The following is an 18,053-nucleotide window of genomic DNA, read 5'->3' on the forward strand; positions in this document are numbered from 1 at the left end:
GCAGCCAACCTTGTGGGAGCCGGCTTGCTGGCGATAGCGTACTCTCAGTCAGCATCTTTGCTACCTGATACACCGCTATCGCCAGCAAGCCGGCTCCCACAGCGACCGTGCCAGACAAAGCCCTATTCACATTTGCAGTACCTCACCCTCCACCCCGTCGCCGATCGTGAGAAAATGCCCACCAGCGACATGATGCAAAGTACGCAGGGCGTCGTGGCCTTCGAAATGCCAGCGCCCGTCACTGAACACCCGTGAATCGGCCTGAGCCGCAATCACTTCGCCGAGGAACAGGTCGTACAGTTCATGGTTGCGCGGCTCCGGCAGCAGGCGGCATTCGAGCCAGGCCACACAACCTTCCACCAGCGGTGCAGCGAGGTGCTTGCCCTTGAACGTCTCCAGGCCGTAGGCATCGAACTTGTCACGACCATGACTCTGGCTCAGTTCCAAGCCAGAGGTGGTGCCCACGGTCTGCACGATATCCGCTTGGGCGACACAGGGCACGTTCAGCACAAAGGTCCCCGACGCTTCCAGCAGGCGCCGGGTCCAGGTCGATTTGTCGATCACCACCGCCACCTTGGGCGGATCGAAATCCAGTGGCATGGCCCAGGTCGCCGCCATGATATTGCGTTGACCATCGTGCGCCGCGCTGACCAGTACGGTCGGACCGTGATTGAGCAGGCGGTAGGCTTTGGACAAGGGCACGGCAAGGCGGTGGGCGGCGGACATGAGTGCAAAAACCTGACGGAGTAAAAGAAATATCCTAGGGCAGCGCGCAGGATAAACACAGCCCCACGATACGGATCTCTACCTTGGGCTCGCGGGAAAACCTGTCGAAGCGCCAGTCGCCTATAGGGCTGATTCGCCTACTCATCTTCAAGTAGCCGTCTTCGTCAACAGCCATTCACGGCTGTCGTCGAGCAGCCGCTCGGCCAATTGCGGGTCGTCACAGACCCGCGCCAACACCAGGGCGCCGACCATGGTCGCCAGGCGGCCGGTGGCCGCCCTGCGTTTTTCTTCAGAAACGCCCGATGAGCCCTGCTCCAGGCGCTCGAGTTGCCGGCCTATGCTGCGGGTCATCTGCGCTCGTGCCTCGGCAGACTGACGGCGGGTTTCCGCAGCCAGTCCAGCCAGCGGACAGCCACCGGCGCAGTCATCACGATGGGCAGCGCTCAGGTACTGTTCGATATAACCGGCCAGGTCGTCACCCACTGGCGGTGATGTCGACGCCACATGGGCCAGAGCCTCGGCTACCAACTCATCTTTCGAGGCAAAGTAGCCATAGAAACCGCCATGGGTCATGCCGGCGGCCTTCATCACCTGGGCGACGGTGACCGCCTCGTAGCCATGCTCCCGAAACAGCCGACCGGCGACCTCGAGGATCTTCAGGCGATTCTGCGCAACCTGTTCGCGACTGACTTTCATCAGGACCTCCATAGATAGGCTTGACAGTATACATGATAGACATCATATTCATTAAACATGACAATCGTCATGAATAAATCAACCCAACCAGGATTACAGCCATGACCCTCAAACCGACCGTTCTGATTACAGGCGCATCCACCGGCATCGGCGCCGTCTATGCCGACCGTTTCGCCAAACGCGGACACAACCTGGTGCTGGTCGCCCGAGACAAGTTGCGCCTGGATGCGCTGGCCGAGCGCCTGCGCACGGAGACCGGGGTGAACGTGGAGGTACTGCAGGCGGATCTGACCGATGCGAGTGCTCTGGCCCGGATCGAGGCGCGGGTCAGGGACGACGCCACTATCGGCATCCTGGTCAACAACGCCGGCATGAACGGCACTGGCAGCTTCATCGAGCAGACACCGGACGTGGTCAGCCAGATCATCAACCTCAACATCACTGCCCTCGCCCGCTTGAGCAATGCCATCACCCCACGCCTGGTTCGGGCCGGTGGCGGCTCGATCATCAATCTCGCCTCGGTGGTGGGCCTGGCGCCGGAGTTGCAGTTGAGCGTCTACGGGGCGACCAAGGCGTTCGTGCTGTTCCTGAGCCAGGGACTGAACATCGAGCTGGGAGCCAAGGGGCTCTATGTCCAGGCAGTGCTGCCAGCGGCCACCCGCACGGAAATCTGGGAACGCTCCGGTATGCGCATCGAGGATCTGCCGGTGGTGATGGAAGTCGAGGACCTGGTGGACGCGGCACTGGTGGGCTTCGATCGTCGCGAAACCGTGACCATTCCGCCGTTGCCGGACGAAGCTCAGTGGCAAGCCCTGGAGGCCGCACGCCAGGCGATGCTGCCCAACTACATGCAGGCGCTGCCGGCAGCGCGCTATCGCGGTTGATCGGCTGCTCTGGACCGCCTCCCCAAGGGTTGGATTAATATCCAACTTCTTGGGGGCAATCCCATTCAGCTGCGGACGAAGATCCGGCGGTTCCAGGGCGTCCAGCCCTGCTGCATGCCCGCAGCCGCCAGCAGGATCGCGGACACACCCAGCCACTGCAGCGGTTGCAAATGGTGCCCGAAGGCGAACCAATCGACGAAGATCGCCGCAATCGGATAGATGAACGACAGGGCACCGGTCAATGCTGTCGGCAATTTCTGAATCGCTCCATACAGCAGCACATACATGACTCCGGTATGGACGATACCCAGAGTTACCAGGCTGCCCCAGGCGCTGGCCTGCACCGGCAGCACCGAGAAATTGGCCCAGGGCGCCAGCAGTAGTGTCCCGGTGGTCACTTGGACCAGCGCGATCAAATGCGGCGGCGTGCCAGCCAAACGCTTGATGATCAACGCGGCAAAGGCATACAGCAGAGCCGCACCGAGGGCCAATACGATGCCCAGCAGATAGTCTGCGCCACGCTCGCCCTGTTGCCCGTGGGCACTGACGATCGCCAACATCCCGGCAAAGGCCAGGCCCAGCCAGAACAGCTTCTGCGCGGTGATCTTCTCGCCGAGAAACAGCGCTGCCAGCCCTACCAGCAGAAATGGCTGGACGTTGTAGACCGCCGTGCCGATGGCGATCGACGCACGGGAATAGGAAGCGAACAGCAGCAGCCAGTTGCCGACGATCGCCACCCCGCTGAGCACCGCCAGCAGGAAGGTGATACGGCTCAAAATACCAGGCCGCAGAAAACCCAGAGCCGCGCAGATCGCCAGCAGGGTCAGCGCACCGAACAGGCAGCGCCAGAACACCACGTCCAGTACCGGCTGGCCGGACACCAGCACGAACCAGCCGATGGTTCCGGAAATCAGCATGGCCGCAACCATTTCCAGTGACCCGCGATGCAGTGATTGAGACATGATTGGACTCCTTGGCAGATGGCAAAAGTATGCCAAGCGCTGCAGCAGCTTCTCCAGCGACTATAAAAGGCTAAACTGATCTTTTGCCTTTATGATCAAGGCCAACGACCACTTTCACCTTATGGGTTCACAATGACCGACGCGATTGACCAACTCCTGCTCGCGGCACTGATGGAAGACTCGCGGCGCTCGCTCAAGGCCCTGGCGCAGATCAGTGGGCTGTCCGCACCCAGCGTTGCCGAGCGTCTGCGCCGCCTGGAGGAGCGCGGGGTGATCAAGGGCTACACCGTTGAGGTCGAGCCGCGCGCCTTCGGCTACCTGTTGCAGGCCATCGTGCGCATCCGGCCGCTGCCGGGCCAACTGCACGAGGTGGAGCGGCAGATCCAGGCGATCCCCGAGTTCACCGAGTGCGACAAGGTCACCGGCGAGGACTGCTTCATCGCACGCCTGCATGTGCGGGACATGGAGCAGTTGGACATTCTGCTCGACCGGCTGAACAGTCATGCCGAGACCAATACCGCGATCGTCAAGAAGACCCCGGTGAAGCGGCGATTGCCACCGATGGCGATGAATCAGACGACACAAAACCATCAGATCCCACCCAGATAACATGGCGGGCCCCAGGCCCTGGGTTATCATTCACCCGATAACCGTCATTCTCTTTCAGAGCCTGCTTGCCATGACCTCACTCTCCTCCACCACCCCTGCCCGGGGTTGGTCGCTGTGGTGGAAACCGCTGCTGTTTCTCGCCATCGCCGCCATCGGCCTGTACTACGTCAAGTGGTCGCCCTACTACGCCAAGGCCTTCATCGCCGCCGACAGCCACAGCATCGGTGGCTCGATCATCAACGATAATCCGGGCTCACCGGTGGCGGCCGCGCTGGCCTATGCCCAGGTGTATTTCCTGGCGATCTGGAAGGCCGCAGTGCTGGCGGTGATCCTCGGCTCGCTGTTGCAGGTACTGATTCCCCGTGACTGGCTGCTGCGTCTGTTCGGCCGGGCCGGTTTTGGCTCGACCATGCGCGGTGGGCTGTTCGCCCTGCCCGGCATGATGTGCTCCTGCTGCGCGGCACCGGTGGCCGCAGGCATGCGCCGGCAGAATGTCTCGGTCGGCGCGGCACTGGCGTTCTGGATCGCCAATCCGGTGCTCAACCCCGCCACCCTGGTGTTCATGGGCTTCGTGCTCGGCTGGGGGTTCAGCGCGATCCGTCTGGTGGCAGGCCTGGTGCTGGTGCTCGGGGTGTCGCTGATCGCCCAGCGGATCGCCCGGCCGGAAACCTTGCCGGAGCCGGCCGTACACGCGCTGGTCGAGGCCAGCACAGCGAACGAGCAGCCTTTCTTCCTGCGCTGGGGCAAGACACTCTGGCAACTGTTCTGGAGCACCATTCCGGTCTACATCCTCGCGGTGCTGCTGCTCGGCGCGGCGCGGGTCTGGTTGTTTCCCCATGTCGACGGTGCGATGGGCAACAGTCTGCTGTGGCTGGTGCCGCTGGCAATCGTCGGTACGCTGTTCGTGATCCCGACCGCAGCGGAAATTCCGATCGTGCAGACCATGATGACCCTGGGCCTGGGCACCGCCCCCGCCGTGGCGCTGCTGATGACCCTGCCGAGCATCAGCCTGCCGTCGCTGCTGATGCTGCGCAAGGACTTCGATGCACGGGTGCTGGTGACCGTAGCGGTCCTGACCATGCTGGTAGGCATCGTCAGCGGTTTGGTGGCGGTGGTGGTGCTCTAACCACAGACTCATATTGTAGGAGCAGGGCTGGCTGGCGAAGGGGGCCTTGAGAGTGCCAAGGGCTTCGCGGCGGGGCGGCGTCCCGACAAGCCCTGCCCCTACAAAGTACGGCAACCTGTCGGCGCGCTCAGCGCCTTGCGCGATGCCTGAGGTACTCCAGCACCGCCGCCTGATCGCCGGCGAACTCGATCCGGGCACCCTTGCTTTCACGCTGGAACACGTACATCGGGTCGTAGTACTCGCTGAGCAGACCCAGAATCCAGGCTCGGTGCAGGTCGACATTACCGGAGCGCTCCTGCTCAGCCAGGGCCTCAGCCATCAATACCCGCATCCGCCGGTGGCACTCGCCGCCCAGGCGCTTGTGGATGTTGTCCAGGCTACCCAGCAAGCGTTCGCCAAAGAGCGTGAAGCCGTGCTCACCGTGAACGGCGATGAACTCCGCGCACAGCTGCACCACATAATCGCGCAGGATACGCTCGACGCGGCTCTCCAGACCATCCTCCAGCCAGACCATGGAGAAGTGTTGCATGCCCTGGTACAACGCCAGCGGCAAGGCGCAGCGCCCGACCATGCGGCTCTCATCCTCGACGACGAACTGCTCGATACCGCGGGCACGCTTTTTCAGCAGATCGACCGCCAGGCGGTTTTCGAAGTCGATATTGGACGGCTGCCCGGTGGCCCGCTTGCCGAAGCTGGAGCCGCGATGATTGGCATGCCCTTCCAGATCCAGGCTGTTATCCAACTGAAGGATGACGTCGGTCTTGCCGGTGCCGGTCATTCCGCCCAGCAGCACGAAGTCCGACTGCGCCACCGTCTGCTCGACGGTCTGCATCAGGAAGGTCCGCATGGCCTTGTAGCCACCGCCGACTCTCGGGTAGTCGATGCCCGCGTCCTGGCTGAGCCATTGCTGGACGATCTGCGAGCGCAGGCCGCCACGAAAACAGTAGAGCACGCCCTCCGGGTGCGCCCGGGTGAAGTCGACCCAAGCCTGTAACCGGGCGGCCTTGACCTCACCGGAGACCAATTGGTGTCCGAGGGTAATCGCCGCCTGCTGGCCGTGCTGCTTATAGCAGGTGCCAATCCACTGCCGCTCCAGGTCGTTCATCAGCGGCAGGTTGAGCACCCCGGGAAAGGCGCCCTTGGCGAACTCGATCGGCGCCCGGGTATCCATCATCGGGACATCATTGAGAAACAGTGTGCGGTAGTCGGTGATATCGCCGGGCATCAGGACACCTCTACCGCATGACTCTGTCGTTCCACCAACTGGCCGATGGGCTCCAGGTTCAGGCCCAGTTCGGCGGCGACGGCCAGAAACTCCGCCTGCCCCTCGGGCGTGACCGCTACCAACAGGCCACCGCTGGTCTGCGGGTCGCACAATACCCGTTTGTGCAGCTCGCGCAACGGACCGATCTTCCTGGCATAGCTGTCGAAATTGCGCAGCGTACCGCCCGGAATGCAACCCAGCTCCAGGTAATACTCGACCGCTGGCAGGCGCGGCACCTGCTCATAGACGATGCGCGCGGTCAGGCCGCTGCCGTCAGCCATTTCCACCAGATGGCCGAGCAGGCCGAAACCGGTGACATCGGTCATCGCGGTCACCCCGGCCAGCTTGCCGAAACGGCTGCCAGGCTTGTTCAGGGTGCACATCCAGTCGCGAGCCAGGCCGACGTCTTCGCTGCGCAGCTTGCCTTTCTTCTCTGCGGTGGTCAGCACGCCAATGCCCAGCGGCTTGGTCAGGTACAGGATGCAACCGGCGGTGGCGGTGTCGTTGCGCTTGAGGTGGCGCTTGTCCACCAGCCCGGTGACGGCCAGGCCGAAGATCGGCTCGGGGGCATCGATCGAATGCCCACCGGCCAGTGGAATTCCAGCAGCGTCGCAGACCTCGCGGCCGCCGCGAATCACTTCGCGAGCGATCTCCGGTTTCAGTACGTTGACAGGCCAGCCGAGAATCGCGATGGCCATCAACGGGTCGCCGCCCATGGCGTAGATGTCACTGATGGCGTTGGTTGCGGCGATCCGCCCGAAATCGAAGGGATCGTCGACGATCGGCATGAAGAAGTCGGTGGTCGAGACCACGCCGCGCTCCTCATCGATTGCATACACCGCCGCATCATCGCGCGAAGCGTTGCCGACCCAGAGTTTCGGGTCGAGGTTCTGGGCGCCGCTGCCGGCCAGGATCACTTCCAAGACCTGCGGCGAAATCTTGCAACCGCAGCCTGCGCCGTGGCTGTACTGGGTCAGGCGAATCGGTTCGCTCATCGGTCAACCTCACAGTCTCAAATGTTCCGAGTCTAACAGAGCCGGCCATACCTGGCCTGCCAGGCCGCGTGCGGCAAAACGCTGCCTGGCGGTGGAACGCGTCCACTTGCTCGGCGATACGGCGCAGATGGGCGGATTCACCGACCAGAGCCACATGACCCGGCAATTTCGCAGCACCTTCGGCCTGTGTCAGGTCACGGGGCGAAGATACAACAAGGGGCAGGCTGGATCCGGGAGGTCGCGAAACGGCAAGGGAAGGACAGCGGCGGGCGCAAGCCCTGGGGAGGGAGCGAGTCATCGGCGCCGCGAGCGACGCCGGTGATCCGCGTGAGGCAACGGGCGGCGCGGCGGGCAACCCCGGCCCGCGCCGCTCGATCAAGGCCTCAGGCGCGACTCAAGCCTGGATCAGGTTGGCGATCGCCACGTCAGGGCTGACGTCGGCATCGTAGTCCACACCTTCGACACCAAAGCCGAACAGACGCAGGAACTCGGCCTTGTAGCCGGCGAAATCGGTCAGTTCGTTGAGGTTCTCGGTGGTCACCTGATCCCACAGCTTCGCGACCAGGTCCTGTACCTCAGGGGCCAGTTCCTTGTAGTCGGCGCGCAGGCGGCCGTCTTCGTCGAGGATCGGGGTCGGCGAGTACAGGCTGTCCTTGTACAGGCCATAGACCTGCTCGATGCACCCTTCGTGAACGCCCTGCTCTTTCATCACCTTGAACAGCAGCGACAGGTACAGCGGCATGATCGGGATCGCCGAGCTGGCCTGGGTGACCACGGCCTTGAGTACCGACACCCGGGCGTCACCGCCCTTGGCCGCCAGACGTTCGCGAATCTTCAGGACCTTCTGGTCCAGGTCCTTCTTGGCTGCGCCAATGGAGCCGTTCCAGTAGATGTCGTGGGTGACTTTCTCGCCCAGATAGGTGAACGCGGTGGTCTTGGCGCCATCGGCCAGCACGCCGGCTTCGTCCAGGGCGTCGATCCACAGCTGCCAGTCTTCACCACCCATCACCTTGATGGTACCGGCGATTTCCTCCTCGCTGGCCTCGGCCAGGGTGGTGCTGTTGACTTCTTCCTTGTCGGTGTTCAGGCCACGCTGGGTGATCGACTTGCCGATCGGCTTGAGCGTCGAACTGTAGACTTCACCGGTTTTCGGGTCGGTACGACGCGGGGCCGCCAGGCTGTAGATCACCAGGTCGATCTTGCCCAGGTCGCGCTTGATGGTTTCGATGGTCAGGCGCTTGACTTCGTCGGAGAAGGCGTCGCCGTTGATGCTCTTGGCGTACAGGCCATCGGCCTCGGCAAACTTGTGGAAAGCGGCGCTGTTGTACCAGCCGGCGGTGCCGAGCTTGCCTTCGTCGCCTTCACGCTCGAAGAACACGCCGAGGGTCTTGGCGCCGCAACCGAATGCAGCGGTGATGCGTGCAGCCAGGCCATAGCCGGTAGAGGCGCCGAGCACCAGGACGTTCTTCGGTCCGTCATTGACCGGGCCTTGCTGGGTGACATAGTCAATCTGTTGCTTGACGTTGGCTTCGCAGCCCACCGGATGGGTGGTCACACAGATAAAGCCACGAACGCGTGGTTTGATGATCATAAGGTCCCCTTTTCTCTTAGGCCTGTATCGACGCTGATGATAATAACGTCGCGGATTCTAGTCGTAGACGCTCAAAAAGCCCATGCGTCACTGCATTTACGCCGCTGGTTGTCCCGAGGAGGCAAAATACCCTCACCTTGCCTCGCCTGGGCCTTGATTCCCCGCGCGTCGGGCAACATTCTAGCCTCCTCCTCCTGAAACGAATCCTGATCGATCATGAGCACCCCGTCCTCTGCGCAAACCGATAGCGACGTCTACAAGACCCTGCTCGAATCGACCCGGGCCATTCCCTGGCGGCTCGACTGGCAGACCATGACCTTCAGCTACATCGGCCCACAGATCGAGACGCTGCTCGGCTGGGCACAGGACAGTTGGGTCGGCATCGATGACTGGGTATCGCGCATGCACCCGGACGACCGTGAGTACGTGGTGAATTTCTGCGTCTCGCAGTCCAAGGCCGGGGTCGACCATGAGGCCGACTACCGCGCCCTGACCCGCGACGGTGAGTACGTATGGATACGCGATGTGGTGCATGTGGTGCGCAAGGACGGGGAAGTCGAAGCACTGATCGGCTTCATGTTCGATATCAGCGAACGCAAGAAGACCGAGGAACACCTGGCCCGCCTGCAGAAGCAATTGGAGGAATACTCGTTCCAGGACGGCCTGACCGGAATCGCCAACCGCCGCATGTTCGACACCGTGCTCGCCCGTGAGTGGGAACAGGCCCAGCGCAGTCAACTGCCCCTGTCGCTGATCATTCTGGATATCGACTTCTTCAAGCAGTACAACGATCACTACGGCCATATCAAGGGCGACGAAGCCTTGCGTCAGGTGGCACAGACCCTCGCCCAGGCGACCAACCGGCCCCGGGACTTCATTGCCCGGATCGGCGGCGAGGAGTTCGTCTGGCTATTGCCCGAAACACCGGCGGACAAGGCCCGGCAGGTTGCGCAGAATTGCCTGCAACTGATTCGCCAGCAGCAGATCGCCCATGAGAAGTCGGCAGTGGCCGGGTTGCTGAGCCTCAGTCTGGGGGTCGGTACCACCCGCGCCAGTCCTGAAGAGCCGGCGCTGGACTTTGTCGGGAAGGTCGATGAGTTGTTGTACCGGATCAAGCGCAACGGGCGCATGGGCGCCGAGTATGCCGATTTCAGCCAATGACTGGAGCCTCCACCGCCCCTGGGTGAAAGCCGCAGGAACTCTCCAGCGTAGTTTTTAACCATCTGCGCACAACAGACCTGCCCTCCCAACAGGCGAACTCATCGCCTGCTGCTCTTCCCGCGCAGATCGCACGCGTCCCAAACGCAGGGAAATACCACAAAGCAGCCAGCACGGCAGTTTTTGCCCGAATCAATCATTTTCCATTGAAAATCAAACCGTTCGTTCTGCATGAGCGCTTTGCCATCACTGCCAGATCACTGCGGATATTTTGCTGATCAGCGCTCAAAGGCGCTCACACAACAATGATCAAATCAATCATATCAAAAAAATATTGATCGATTCAGTCATTAATGCGACTATCCCTCTCAATAAAAATCAAAAAAGAGAGGCCTTCCATGAGATTTCACGGCATCGTTCCCGCTCTCCTCACCCCCTTTACAGCCGATCAGCAGCTCGACGAAGCCGCTCTGCGCAACCTGGTCGAAAACCTGATCGGTCACGGCGTCCACGGCCTGTTCGCCCTCGGCACCAACGGTGAATTCTTCGCCCTTTCCCAGGAAGAGAAACTGCGCATCGCTGCGATCATGGTCGACGCCACTGCCGGTCGGGTGCCGGTGATCGTCGGGACGGGTGCCTTCGCCACCCATGAAGTGGTGGACATGAACAAACGCATGGCCGACATCGGTGTCGACGGCCTGTCAGTCATCACCCCTTACTTCAACGCGGTGAGCGAGCGCGAATTGATCCGTCATTACGAGGTCATCGCCGAGGCTTCGAGCCTGCCGATCATGCTCTACAACATCCCAGCCAAGACCGGGATGAGCATCGGCATCAAGGCCGTTGCCGCGCTCAGCCAGCACCCGATGATCAAAGGCATCAAGGACAGCGCTGGCAACTTCGACAGCCTGGTGCAGATGATGAACTACCGCAGCGACGACTTCGCCGTATTCGCCGGTACCGATTCCCTCATCTACTGGAACCTCCTGGCCGGCGGCGACGGCGCCGTCGCCGCCACTGCCAACGCGGTGCCGCACGTGGTCATGGATATCTGGAACCGCTTCCAGGCAGGCGATCACACCGGTGCCCGCGCCGCCCAGGAACGCCTGCGTCCGCTGCGCGATGCCTTTGCCATGGGCGCCCTGCCTGTCGTGCTCAAGGAAGCCACCGGCCTGCTCAACCTCCCCGTGGGGCCCTGCCGCTCGCCGATCCTGCCGTTGGAGCCCGCCCAGGCCGAACGCCTGGCCAGCATGCTGTCTGTCTACCAAGACTGATCCCGGAGAGAGTCGATGAGCTACCACTTCCAAACCGTCAAACATCTGGTGCATGGCGCCGGCAGCCTGGATGAGTTGCCACAACGCCTGGCGCTGCTCGACACCGAGATCAAGCGCCTGGTCCTGATCACGCAGAACGCCATGCACAAGCTCGGTGTCACCCAGCGCGTGGTCGACATGTTCAGTGCCGTGGGTATCAGCGTCCATTGGGTCGATCAGGTGGAAATCGAGCCGACCCTGGAGAACATCGAGCACGTCTTCCGCGAACAGATCGCCCCCCACGCCCCGGACGCCCTCTTGGCCATCGGTGGCGGCAGCGTGCTGGACGCCGCCAAATTGTTCTCGGTGCTGCTGACCAACGATGCACCGTTGCGCAGCATGCTTGGCATCGACAACATCGCTCGCGCCGGCATTCCCACTGTGCTGGTACCGACCACAGCGGGTACTGGCTCGGAGGTCACCCCCAATGCCATCGTCACCCTGCCGGACGAAGCACTGAAAGTCGGCGCAGTCAGTCGGCACCTGCTGCCCACCCTGGTACTGCTCGATCCGTTACTGACCCTCAGCCTGCCCAAGGCGATCACGGCCGCCACCGGCATGGATGCCTTCACCCATGCCCTGGAGTCATTCATCTCCACCAAGGCCAACCCGGTCAGTGACGGTTTCGCCCTGGAGTCCATGCGACTGATCGCCGGCAGCCTGGTGGAGTCCTATGAACAACCGGACTCGGTACGGGCCCGTGCGGACATGCTGCTGGGCTCAATGTATGGCGGCCTCGCCTTGACCGCCGCCGGTACCGCCGCAGTACATGCCCTGGCCTACCCGCTGGGCGGTCAGTTCCATGTCACCCACGGTGTGGCCAATGCCATGCTGCTGCCCCACGTGATGCTGTTCAATCAGGACGCCTGCGCCGACCGCCTCAAACGTGCAGCGTGCGTGTGCGGTATCGCCCGCGAAGAGGACAGCGCCGAACAGGCCGCCGGCAAGCTGGTCGCGCAGATCGTCGAGTGGACCCACCGCCTGCAGATCCCTCAAGACCTGCGCGCCTTTGGCGTGGAAGACCAACATATCCCCGAACTGGCGATCGCTGCATCCAAAGTCACCCGCTTGATGGTCAACAATCCGAAAGCCATGTCGCTCGAGGACATCGAGGCGGTCTACCGGTGCCTGCTGCCATGAAACGTCTGCTGATCGTCGCCGACGACCTCACGGGGGCCGCCGATTGCGCAGTGGGTTTCAGCGAACACCTGCGCTGCGAGGTGCTGCTCAGCCCCCTTGCACATTTGCCGGATGCGCCAGTGGTGGCGCTGGATCTTGACAGTCGCCAGATGCCGGTAGAAGCCGCAGTTCGCGCCCATCGGCAATGGCTGAGCAACCCGGCCGTGGCTGAACTGCCGTTGTATAAAAAAATCGACTCGACACTGCGCGGACATTACGCCGCAGAAATCGCTGCGCTCAATCAGCGCGCCATGGCCGTCATGGCGCCGGCCTACCCGGCCCTCGGCAGAACCACGCGCCATGGCATTCAGTACCTCAATGGCGTGCCCGTCGACCGCAGCGAAACCTGGCAAAACGAAGGTCTGCAAGGCACTTCGGATATTTGCGCCGCGTTGCAGGCGCAAGGACTGCGCTGCGCTCTGCTCGGCCGAGAACACCTCACTCCGCCAAGCGAATTGAAACAACGTGTTCTGCAAGCCCTCAATGACGCCGTCGATGTTCTTGTCTGCGACGCCGAGCAGGATGAGGATCTGAATCACCTCGCCAGTGCCACGGTGGATCTCTGCGAGCAGCTCTATTGGGTCGGTTCAGGCGGTTTGGCGAAAGCGTTGGCACGATTGATCGAAGCGCAACCGGTAACGCCAGCGACTGCCCCCCGCAAACCACTGCTGGCCGTCATCGGTTCAATGGCCTCACCCTCGCATGAGCAGGCTCAACGGCTGATTTCAATCAGCCAGGCGAAGTCCGTGCAACTCGACGCCGATTGGCTCCTTGATCCACAACGGACAGAGGAGCGCCTCCAATGCTCGCTGGAGTGGGCTGGGCTGATGGGAAGCGGGCACGATCTGGTGGTTCGAATGGATCAGGGCCATCGCCCCACACAACATTCCCGCGACTTGAGCCAGGCGCTTGCCGCTTGCATGCAACCGGCCTTGAAACAGGCTGGCACGCTGATCGCCACCGGTGGTGAAACCGCCCGTGCCCTGCTCACCCAAGCCGGTATCCATCAACTGATGCTGCAAGGTGAACCTGTACCAGGGCTGGTGCAGGCCGAGGCCAACTACCAGGGCCGCGCCTTGACGGTGGTCACGAAAGCGGGTGCCTTCGGCGACCCCGACGCGCTCGTCGCCATCTGGCGATATCTCACCCATGGTTCCGCACCCCAACTGGAAGAGTGCCCACATGTCTGAACGTCCCGTGATTGGTATCACCATGGGCGACGCCGCTGGCGTTGGCCCCGAGATCATCGTCAAATCCCTGGCCCATGCGTCTGTACACGCCATGTGCAAACCGCTGGTCATCGGAGACGCCTCTCGCCTGCAAAGCGCGGCCCGGATTGTCGGTAGCGATGTCCAGATCCGTGCCATCGAGCACCCCTCTCAGGCGCACTATCAACCCGGCACCATCGATTGCATCGACCTCGGCCTTATCCCGCACGACTTGCCCTACGGCCGGCTATCCGCCGTCGCAGGGGATGCCGCCTATCGCTACATCGCGCGGACCGTAGAGCTGGCCGAAGCCGGCGAACTGCAGGCGATCTGCACCGCACCGCTGAACAAGGAAGCCCTGCACGCCGGCGGCCACATCTACCCGGGTCATACCGAACTGCTGGCGCACCTCACCGGTACCGAAGAGGTGTCGATGATGCTGATGACGCCAACCCTGCGGGTCATCCACGTCACCACCCACATCGGCATTATCGATGCCATCGCCAGGATCGAACCGGGCCTGGTACGACGCACCATCGAACGCGCTCACCAGACCCTGGTACGCGCCGGTATCGAGGCCCCTCTCATCGCGGTCTGCGGCATCAACCCACACGCCGGCGAAAACGGCCTGTTCGGATATGGCGAAGAGGACACCAAGATTCAGCCTGCCATCGATGAACTGCGCCAACGTGGCTGGCGCATCGAAGGCCCGCTACCGGCCGATACGCTGTTCTTCCGCGCCGGCCGAGGCGACTTCGATGCCGTGGTGGCGATGTACCACGATCAGGGGCATGGTCCCGTGAAAGTCATGGGCCTGGAAGCGGGAGTCAACGTGACCATCGGACTGCCGGTGATCCGAACCTCCGTCGACCACGGCACCGCCTTCGATATCGCCGGCAAAGGAATCGCCGACGAACGCAGCCTCATCGAAGCCCTGCGTCAAGCGGTCGAGCTGGCAAGCCGGGAGGTGCAGAGCACCACTACCGCCTGATCCACCATTCATCCGCCCCTTCCACAAAAACAATTCTGGAGCGATAAAAATGGAAGCCTTCAATTCCCAGGATACGCTACTCATCATCGCCATGGTGGTGATCTACATCCTGTTCACCACGTGGCTGAGCCTACGCTTGCGCAGCCGCACCAGTGAACAGTACATGGTGGCAGCACGCAGCATGCCCGCCTATATCGTCGGCATCCTGATGATGAGCGAATACATCGGCGCCAAATCCACCGTCGGCACCGCACAGGCAGCGTTCGAAAGCGGCATGGCCGCGTCCTGGTCGGTCATCGCCGCCTCCATCGGCTTCCCGCTGTTTGGCCTGCTGATGGCACGCAAACTGTACAACTCGGGGGAGTTCACCATCTCCGGGTTCATCGAGAAAAAGTACGGACGCTCGACCAAGCTGATGGTCTCGGTGATCATGATCTATGCACTGCTGCTGGTGAACGTCGGCAACTACATCAGTGGTGCGGCAGCCATTGCCACCGTGTTGAAGATCAACCTACCCGTCGCCGCCTTTATCACCGCCATCATCAGTACGCTGTACTACGTCTTTGGCGGTCTGAAGAGCGTCGCCTACGTCAGCATCCTGCACACCGCCGTGAAATACGTGGGCATCATGATCGTTGTCGGCACCGCACTGTCCCTCAGCGGCGGCTTCGAAAAAGTGCATCAGGGATTACCGGCGCATTACTTCACCTGGGATGGCGCCATTGGCGGATCCCGCGTGCTGGCCTGGATCATCGGTACGGCTGGGGCGATTTTCTCCACCCAATTCATCATTCAGGCGATCTGTTCCACCCGTAATGCCAAAGCGGCTCAAGCCTCGACCTTCTGGGCCGCGCTGCTGTGCCTGCCGATCTCCCTGGCCCTGGGTTTCATCGGTGTCGCCGCCAAGTATCTGTACCCGGACATGAACAGCCTGTACGCGATGCCCGTGTTCCTGCAGTCGATGAGCCCGTGGATGGCGGGCGTGGTCACCATCTCACTGGTCGCCTCGATCTTCGTGGGAGTGAGCACCGTGGCACTGGCTATCGCTTCACTGGTCGTACGTGATTTCTACGTCCCCATGTTCAAACCGGACGCCGAACGCGAGTTCCGCATGACCAAGTTGATCGGCCTGGTGATCGGCTTCGTGCCGCTGATCTTCGTGCTTTTCGTCCCGGAGATTCTGAACCTGTCGTTCTTCACCCGGGCGCTGCGACTGTCCATCACCGTGGTCGCGCTTGTCGCCATCTATCTGCCATTCTTCGCGACCACCCGAGGCGCCACCCTGGGCCTGGCTGCCGCCACGATCACCACCAGCGCGTGGTACTTGCTGAACAACCCTTATGGTATCGACAACATGTATATCGCTCTGATCACGCCGGCGCTGGTGATCCTCATCGAACGCTGCCTGCCGGGCTCACAGCGCGCTGCCAATCATTCTCCCTCGGAGGTTTCCAATGCCAAGTGACCAGCGCCAGGATGCATTCCTGCCAACGCCTTACGCCCAGAACCACGCCGCCAACCTTCACGAACTGGCTGACGGTACCCTGCTCTGCACATGGTTCGCCGGGACCCAGGAAGGCATGGCTGACATTTTCGTGCTGCTCTCGCGAAAATCCCCGGAGGGTGAATGGAGCGAGCCGGTCAAACTCAGTGAAGACCCTACCCGCTCGGAACAGAACCCGATCCTGTTCCAGCCCCCGCAAGGGCCACTGTGGCTGATCTGGACCGCGCAGGTTTCCGGCAACCAGGAAACCGCGATTGTTCGTCGCCGCCTCAGCCATGATGATGGCCTGACCTGGGGGCCGATCGAGACGCTGTTCGACGAGCCCGGGATCTTCGTGCGACAACCTCCGGTCATTCTCCGGAACGGTGACTGGGCCCTGCCGGTCTGGTACTGCATCGCGCTGCCGGGCGAGAAATGGGTGGGCAGCCATGACGTCAGTGCGGTGATGATTTCCAGCGATGCCGGGCACAGTTGGCAGCGTCACGACGTGCCGGAAAGCACTGGTCTTGTGCACATGAACATCCAGCAGATGGCCGATGCCAGCCTGCTCGGGCTGTTCCGCAGCCGTTGGGCAGATCATATCCATGAGTCCCGCTCCACGGACAACGGACGCACCTGGTCCGCGCCGGTTCCGACCGAACTTGCCAACAACAACTCCTCCATCCAGTTCGTACGCCTGGCCAGTGGTGAACTGGCGCTGGTCTACAACCCGGTCAATGCCGAGGGGATTACCGAACGGCGCACCTCGCTCTACGACGAGATCGAAGACGAAGGTGATGACCGCGTGGTACCGGCTGCCAAAGCCGGCGGTCGCGCCGCGGTCTGGGGGATCCCCAGGGCACCGATGAGCCTGGCTATCTCCCGGGACGAAGGGCGCAGTTGGCCGGTACGGATCGACCTGGAGCTGGGCGATGGTTTCTGCCTGACCAACAACTCGCAGGAAAAGCTCAACCGGGAATATTCCTATCCGAGCATCATCCAGACGCGTAATGGCAGCCTGCAGGTGGCCTTCACCTACTTTCGCCAGAGAATCAAGCATGTGCATCTGCCCTTGCACACCCTAGGCTGACATTGCCCGACAGGGGGCACATACGTCCCCTGTCGGTATCGGAGGCAACAATGCCCTTGGCATATTCCAAAGCGGTGGTCACAGGCGCGAGCTCCGGCATCGGCCTGGCGATCGCCAACCGCCTGCTGGCAGACGGCTGGCAGGTGCTCGGTTTATCCCGTCAGGCGCCTGCCATCGATCATCCACGCTTCGAGTGGCGCAGTGTCGACTTATCGGACCGCGCACTCACCCAGGCGGCGCTGGCTGAAACAGGCCCGATCGATGCGCTGGTGCATGCGGCAGGATTCATGCGGACCGCGCCCCTGGGCGAGCTGAAGCTGGACGACGGCCAGGCTATGTGGCGCCTGCATGTGGAAGCGGCCACGCAGTTGGTCGACCACTTGGCGGCGAAGCTCAGCGAGGGGGGAAGAATTGTCGTGATCGGCAGCAGAACCATGGCCGGCGCCGTGGGCCGTAGCCAGTATGCCGCGACGAAGGCGGCACTGGTCGGGCTGGTACGCAGTTGGGCCATGGAACTGGCGCCAAGACGCATCACCGTCAACTTGATCGCACCAGGCGCGACCGACACGCCAATGCTCCGTGACCCTCGCCGTATCGGTACGCCACCGGTCACGCCGCCACTCGGACGCTTCGTCAAACCCGAAGAGGTGGCAGCCTATACCGCCTTCATTGTGGGCCCCGAGGCGGGCGCGGTCACCGGCCAGACTTTGCTGATCTGTGGCGGGGCGTCATTGTGAGTTACAGTGCCCGATACCCCGCTTGTCGCTGACCGGATACC

Annotated in this window: 17 protein-coding genes; 11 read left to right on the forward strand and 6 right to left on the reverse strand. The window is 62.2% G+C overall.

Going from position 1 to position 18,053, the window contains the following annotated elements; translation table 11 throughout:
* Positions 1-126: 126 nt before the first annotated feature.
* Entirely contained in the window at positions 127-726 is a 600-nt protein-coding gene (locus BLU37_RS24320) for a flavin reductase family protein (protein WP_090209749.1), read from the reverse strand.
* Positions 727-873: 147 nt separating this feature from the next.
* A complete protein-coding gene (locus BLU37_RS24325) occupies positions 874-1,422 on the reverse strand; it encodes a TetR/AcrR family transcriptional regulator (protein WP_090209751.1) in 549 nt (182 codons plus the stop codon).
* Between the two features lie 101 nt (positions 1,423-1,523).
* On the opposite strand from BLU37_RS24325, the gene BLU37_RS24330 reads away from it, so the two are divergent.
* Positions 1,524-2,306: an SDR family NAD(P)-dependent oxidoreductase gene (locus tag BLU37_RS24330; RefSeq protein ID WP_090209753.1), complete on the forward strand. Its 783-nt coding sequence runs from the start codon at positions 1,524-1,526 to the stop codon at positions 2,304-2,306.
* Positions 2,307-2,371: 65 nt separating this feature from the next.
* Here the strand turns inward: BLU37_RS24330 and BLU37_RS24335 are convergent, their stop codons facing one another.
* On the reverse strand, positions 2,372-3,268 hold the full coding sequence (locus BLU37_RS24335; protein ID WP_090209755.1) for a DMT family transporter: 897 nt from the start codon (positions 3,266-3,268) through the stop codon (positions 2,372-2,374).
* A gap of 132 nt (positions 3,269-3,400) precedes the next feature.
* On the opposite strand from BLU37_RS24335, the gene BLU37_RS24340 reads away from it, so the two are divergent.
* Complete coding sequence (locus tag BLU37_RS24340; RefSeq protein ID WP_010445442.1) at positions 3,401-3,877, forward strand: Lrp/AsnC family transcriptional regulator; 477 nt, start codon at positions 3,401-3,403, stop codon at positions 3,875-3,877.
* Between the two features lie 70 nt (positions 3,878-3,947).
* Positions 3,948-5,003: a permease gene (locus BLU37_RS24345; protein WP_090209757.1), complete on the forward strand. Its 1,056-nt coding sequence runs from the start codon at positions 3,948-3,950 to the stop codon at positions 5,001-5,003.
* A gap of 127 nt (positions 5,004-5,130) precedes the next feature.
* On the opposite strand, the gene mnmH is transcribed toward BLU37_RS24345, so the two are convergent.
* From mnmH to fabV, 3 genes are all read right to left on the reverse strand, one after another.
* Positions 5,131-6,228 (reverse strand): tRNA 2-selenouridine(34) synthase MnmH, encoded by a 1,098-nt coding sequence (gene mnmH / locus BLU37_RS24350; protein ID WP_090209759.1) that lies wholly within the window; start codon positions 6,226-6,228, stop codon positions 5,131-5,133.
* On the reverse strand, positions 6,228-7,262 hold the full coding sequence (gene selD / locus BLU37_RS24355; protein WP_090209761.1) for a selenide, water dikinase SelD: 1,035 nt from the start codon (positions 7,260-7,262) through the stop codon (positions 6,228-6,230). The genes mnmH and selD overlap by 1 nt, the downstream gene beginning before the upstream one ends.
* Positions 7,263-7,656: 394 nt before the next feature.
* A complete protein-coding gene (gene fabV / locus BLU37_RS24360; RefSeq protein WP_010445449.1) occupies positions 7,657-8,853 on the reverse strand; it encodes an enoyl-ACP reductase FabV in 1,197 nt (398 codons plus the stop codon).
* Positions 8,854-9,069: 216 nt separating this feature from the next.
* Between fabV and BLU37_RS24365 the strand changes: the two genes are divergently transcribed.
* From BLU37_RS24365 to BLU37_RS24400, 8 genes are all read left to right on the forward strand, one after another.
* Positions 9,070-10,014 carry a sensor domain-containing diguanylate cyclase gene (locus BLU37_RS24365; protein WP_090209763.1) on the forward strand — a complete coding sequence of 315 codons (945 nt, stop codon included), beginning with the start codon at positions 9,070-9,072 and terminating at the stop codon, positions 10,012-10,014.
* Positions 10,015-10,409: 395 nt separating this feature from the next.
* Positions 10,410-11,285, forward strand: a complete 876-nt coding sequence (dapA, locus tag BLU37_RS24370) for a 4-hydroxy-tetrahydrodipicolinate synthase (protein WP_010445453.1) — start codon at positions 10,410-10,412, stop codon at positions 11,283-11,285.
* Positions 11,286-11,300: 15 nt separating this feature from the next.
* Entirely contained in the window at positions 11,301-12,464 is a 1,164-nt protein-coding gene (locus BLU37_RS24375; protein ID WP_090209765.1) for an iron-containing alcohol dehydrogenase, read from the forward strand.
* Positions 12,461-13,693 carry a four-carbon acid sugar kinase family protein gene (locus BLU37_RS24380; protein ID WP_090209767.1) on the forward strand — a complete coding sequence of 411 codons (1,233 nt, stop codon included), beginning with the start codon at positions 12,461-12,463 and terminating at the stop codon, positions 13,691-13,693. The genes BLU37_RS24375 and BLU37_RS24380 overlap by 4 nt, the downstream gene beginning before the upstream one ends.
* Entirely contained in the window at positions 13,686-14,702 is a 1,017-nt protein-coding gene (pdxA, locus tag BLU37_RS24385) for a 4-hydroxythreonine-4-phosphate dehydrogenase PdxA (RefSeq protein ID WP_090209769.1), read from the forward strand. The genes BLU37_RS24380 and pdxA overlap by 8 nt, the downstream gene beginning before the upstream one ends.
* A 49-nt stretch (positions 14,703-14,751) precedes the next feature.
* Positions 14,752-16,167 carry a sodium:solute symporter family protein gene (locus tag BLU37_RS24390; protein WP_010445459.1) on the forward strand — a complete coding sequence of 472 codons (1,416 nt, stop codon included), beginning with the start codon at positions 14,752-14,754 and terminating at the stop codon, positions 16,165-16,167.
* Complete coding sequence (locus BLU37_RS24395; protein ID WP_090209771.1) at positions 16,157-17,275, forward strand: sialidase family protein; 1,119 nt, start codon at positions 16,157-16,159, stop codon at positions 17,273-17,275. The genes BLU37_RS24390 and BLU37_RS24395 overlap by 11 nt, the downstream gene beginning before the upstream one ends.
* A 50-nt stretch (positions 17,276-17,325) precedes the next feature.
* Positions 17,326-18,012, forward strand: a complete 687-nt coding sequence (locus BLU37_RS24400; protein ID WP_090209773.1) for an SDR family oxidoreductase — start codon at positions 17,326-17,328, stop codon at positions 18,010-18,012.
* Positions 18,013-18,053: the final 41 nt, after the last annotated feature.

Origin of the sequence: Pseudomonas asplenii (genome assembly GCF_900105475.1) — a bacterium.
Classification (GTDB): domain Bacteria; phylum Pseudomonadota; class Gammaproteobacteria; order Pseudomonadales; family Pseudomonadaceae; genus Aquipseudomonas; species Aquipseudomonas asplenii.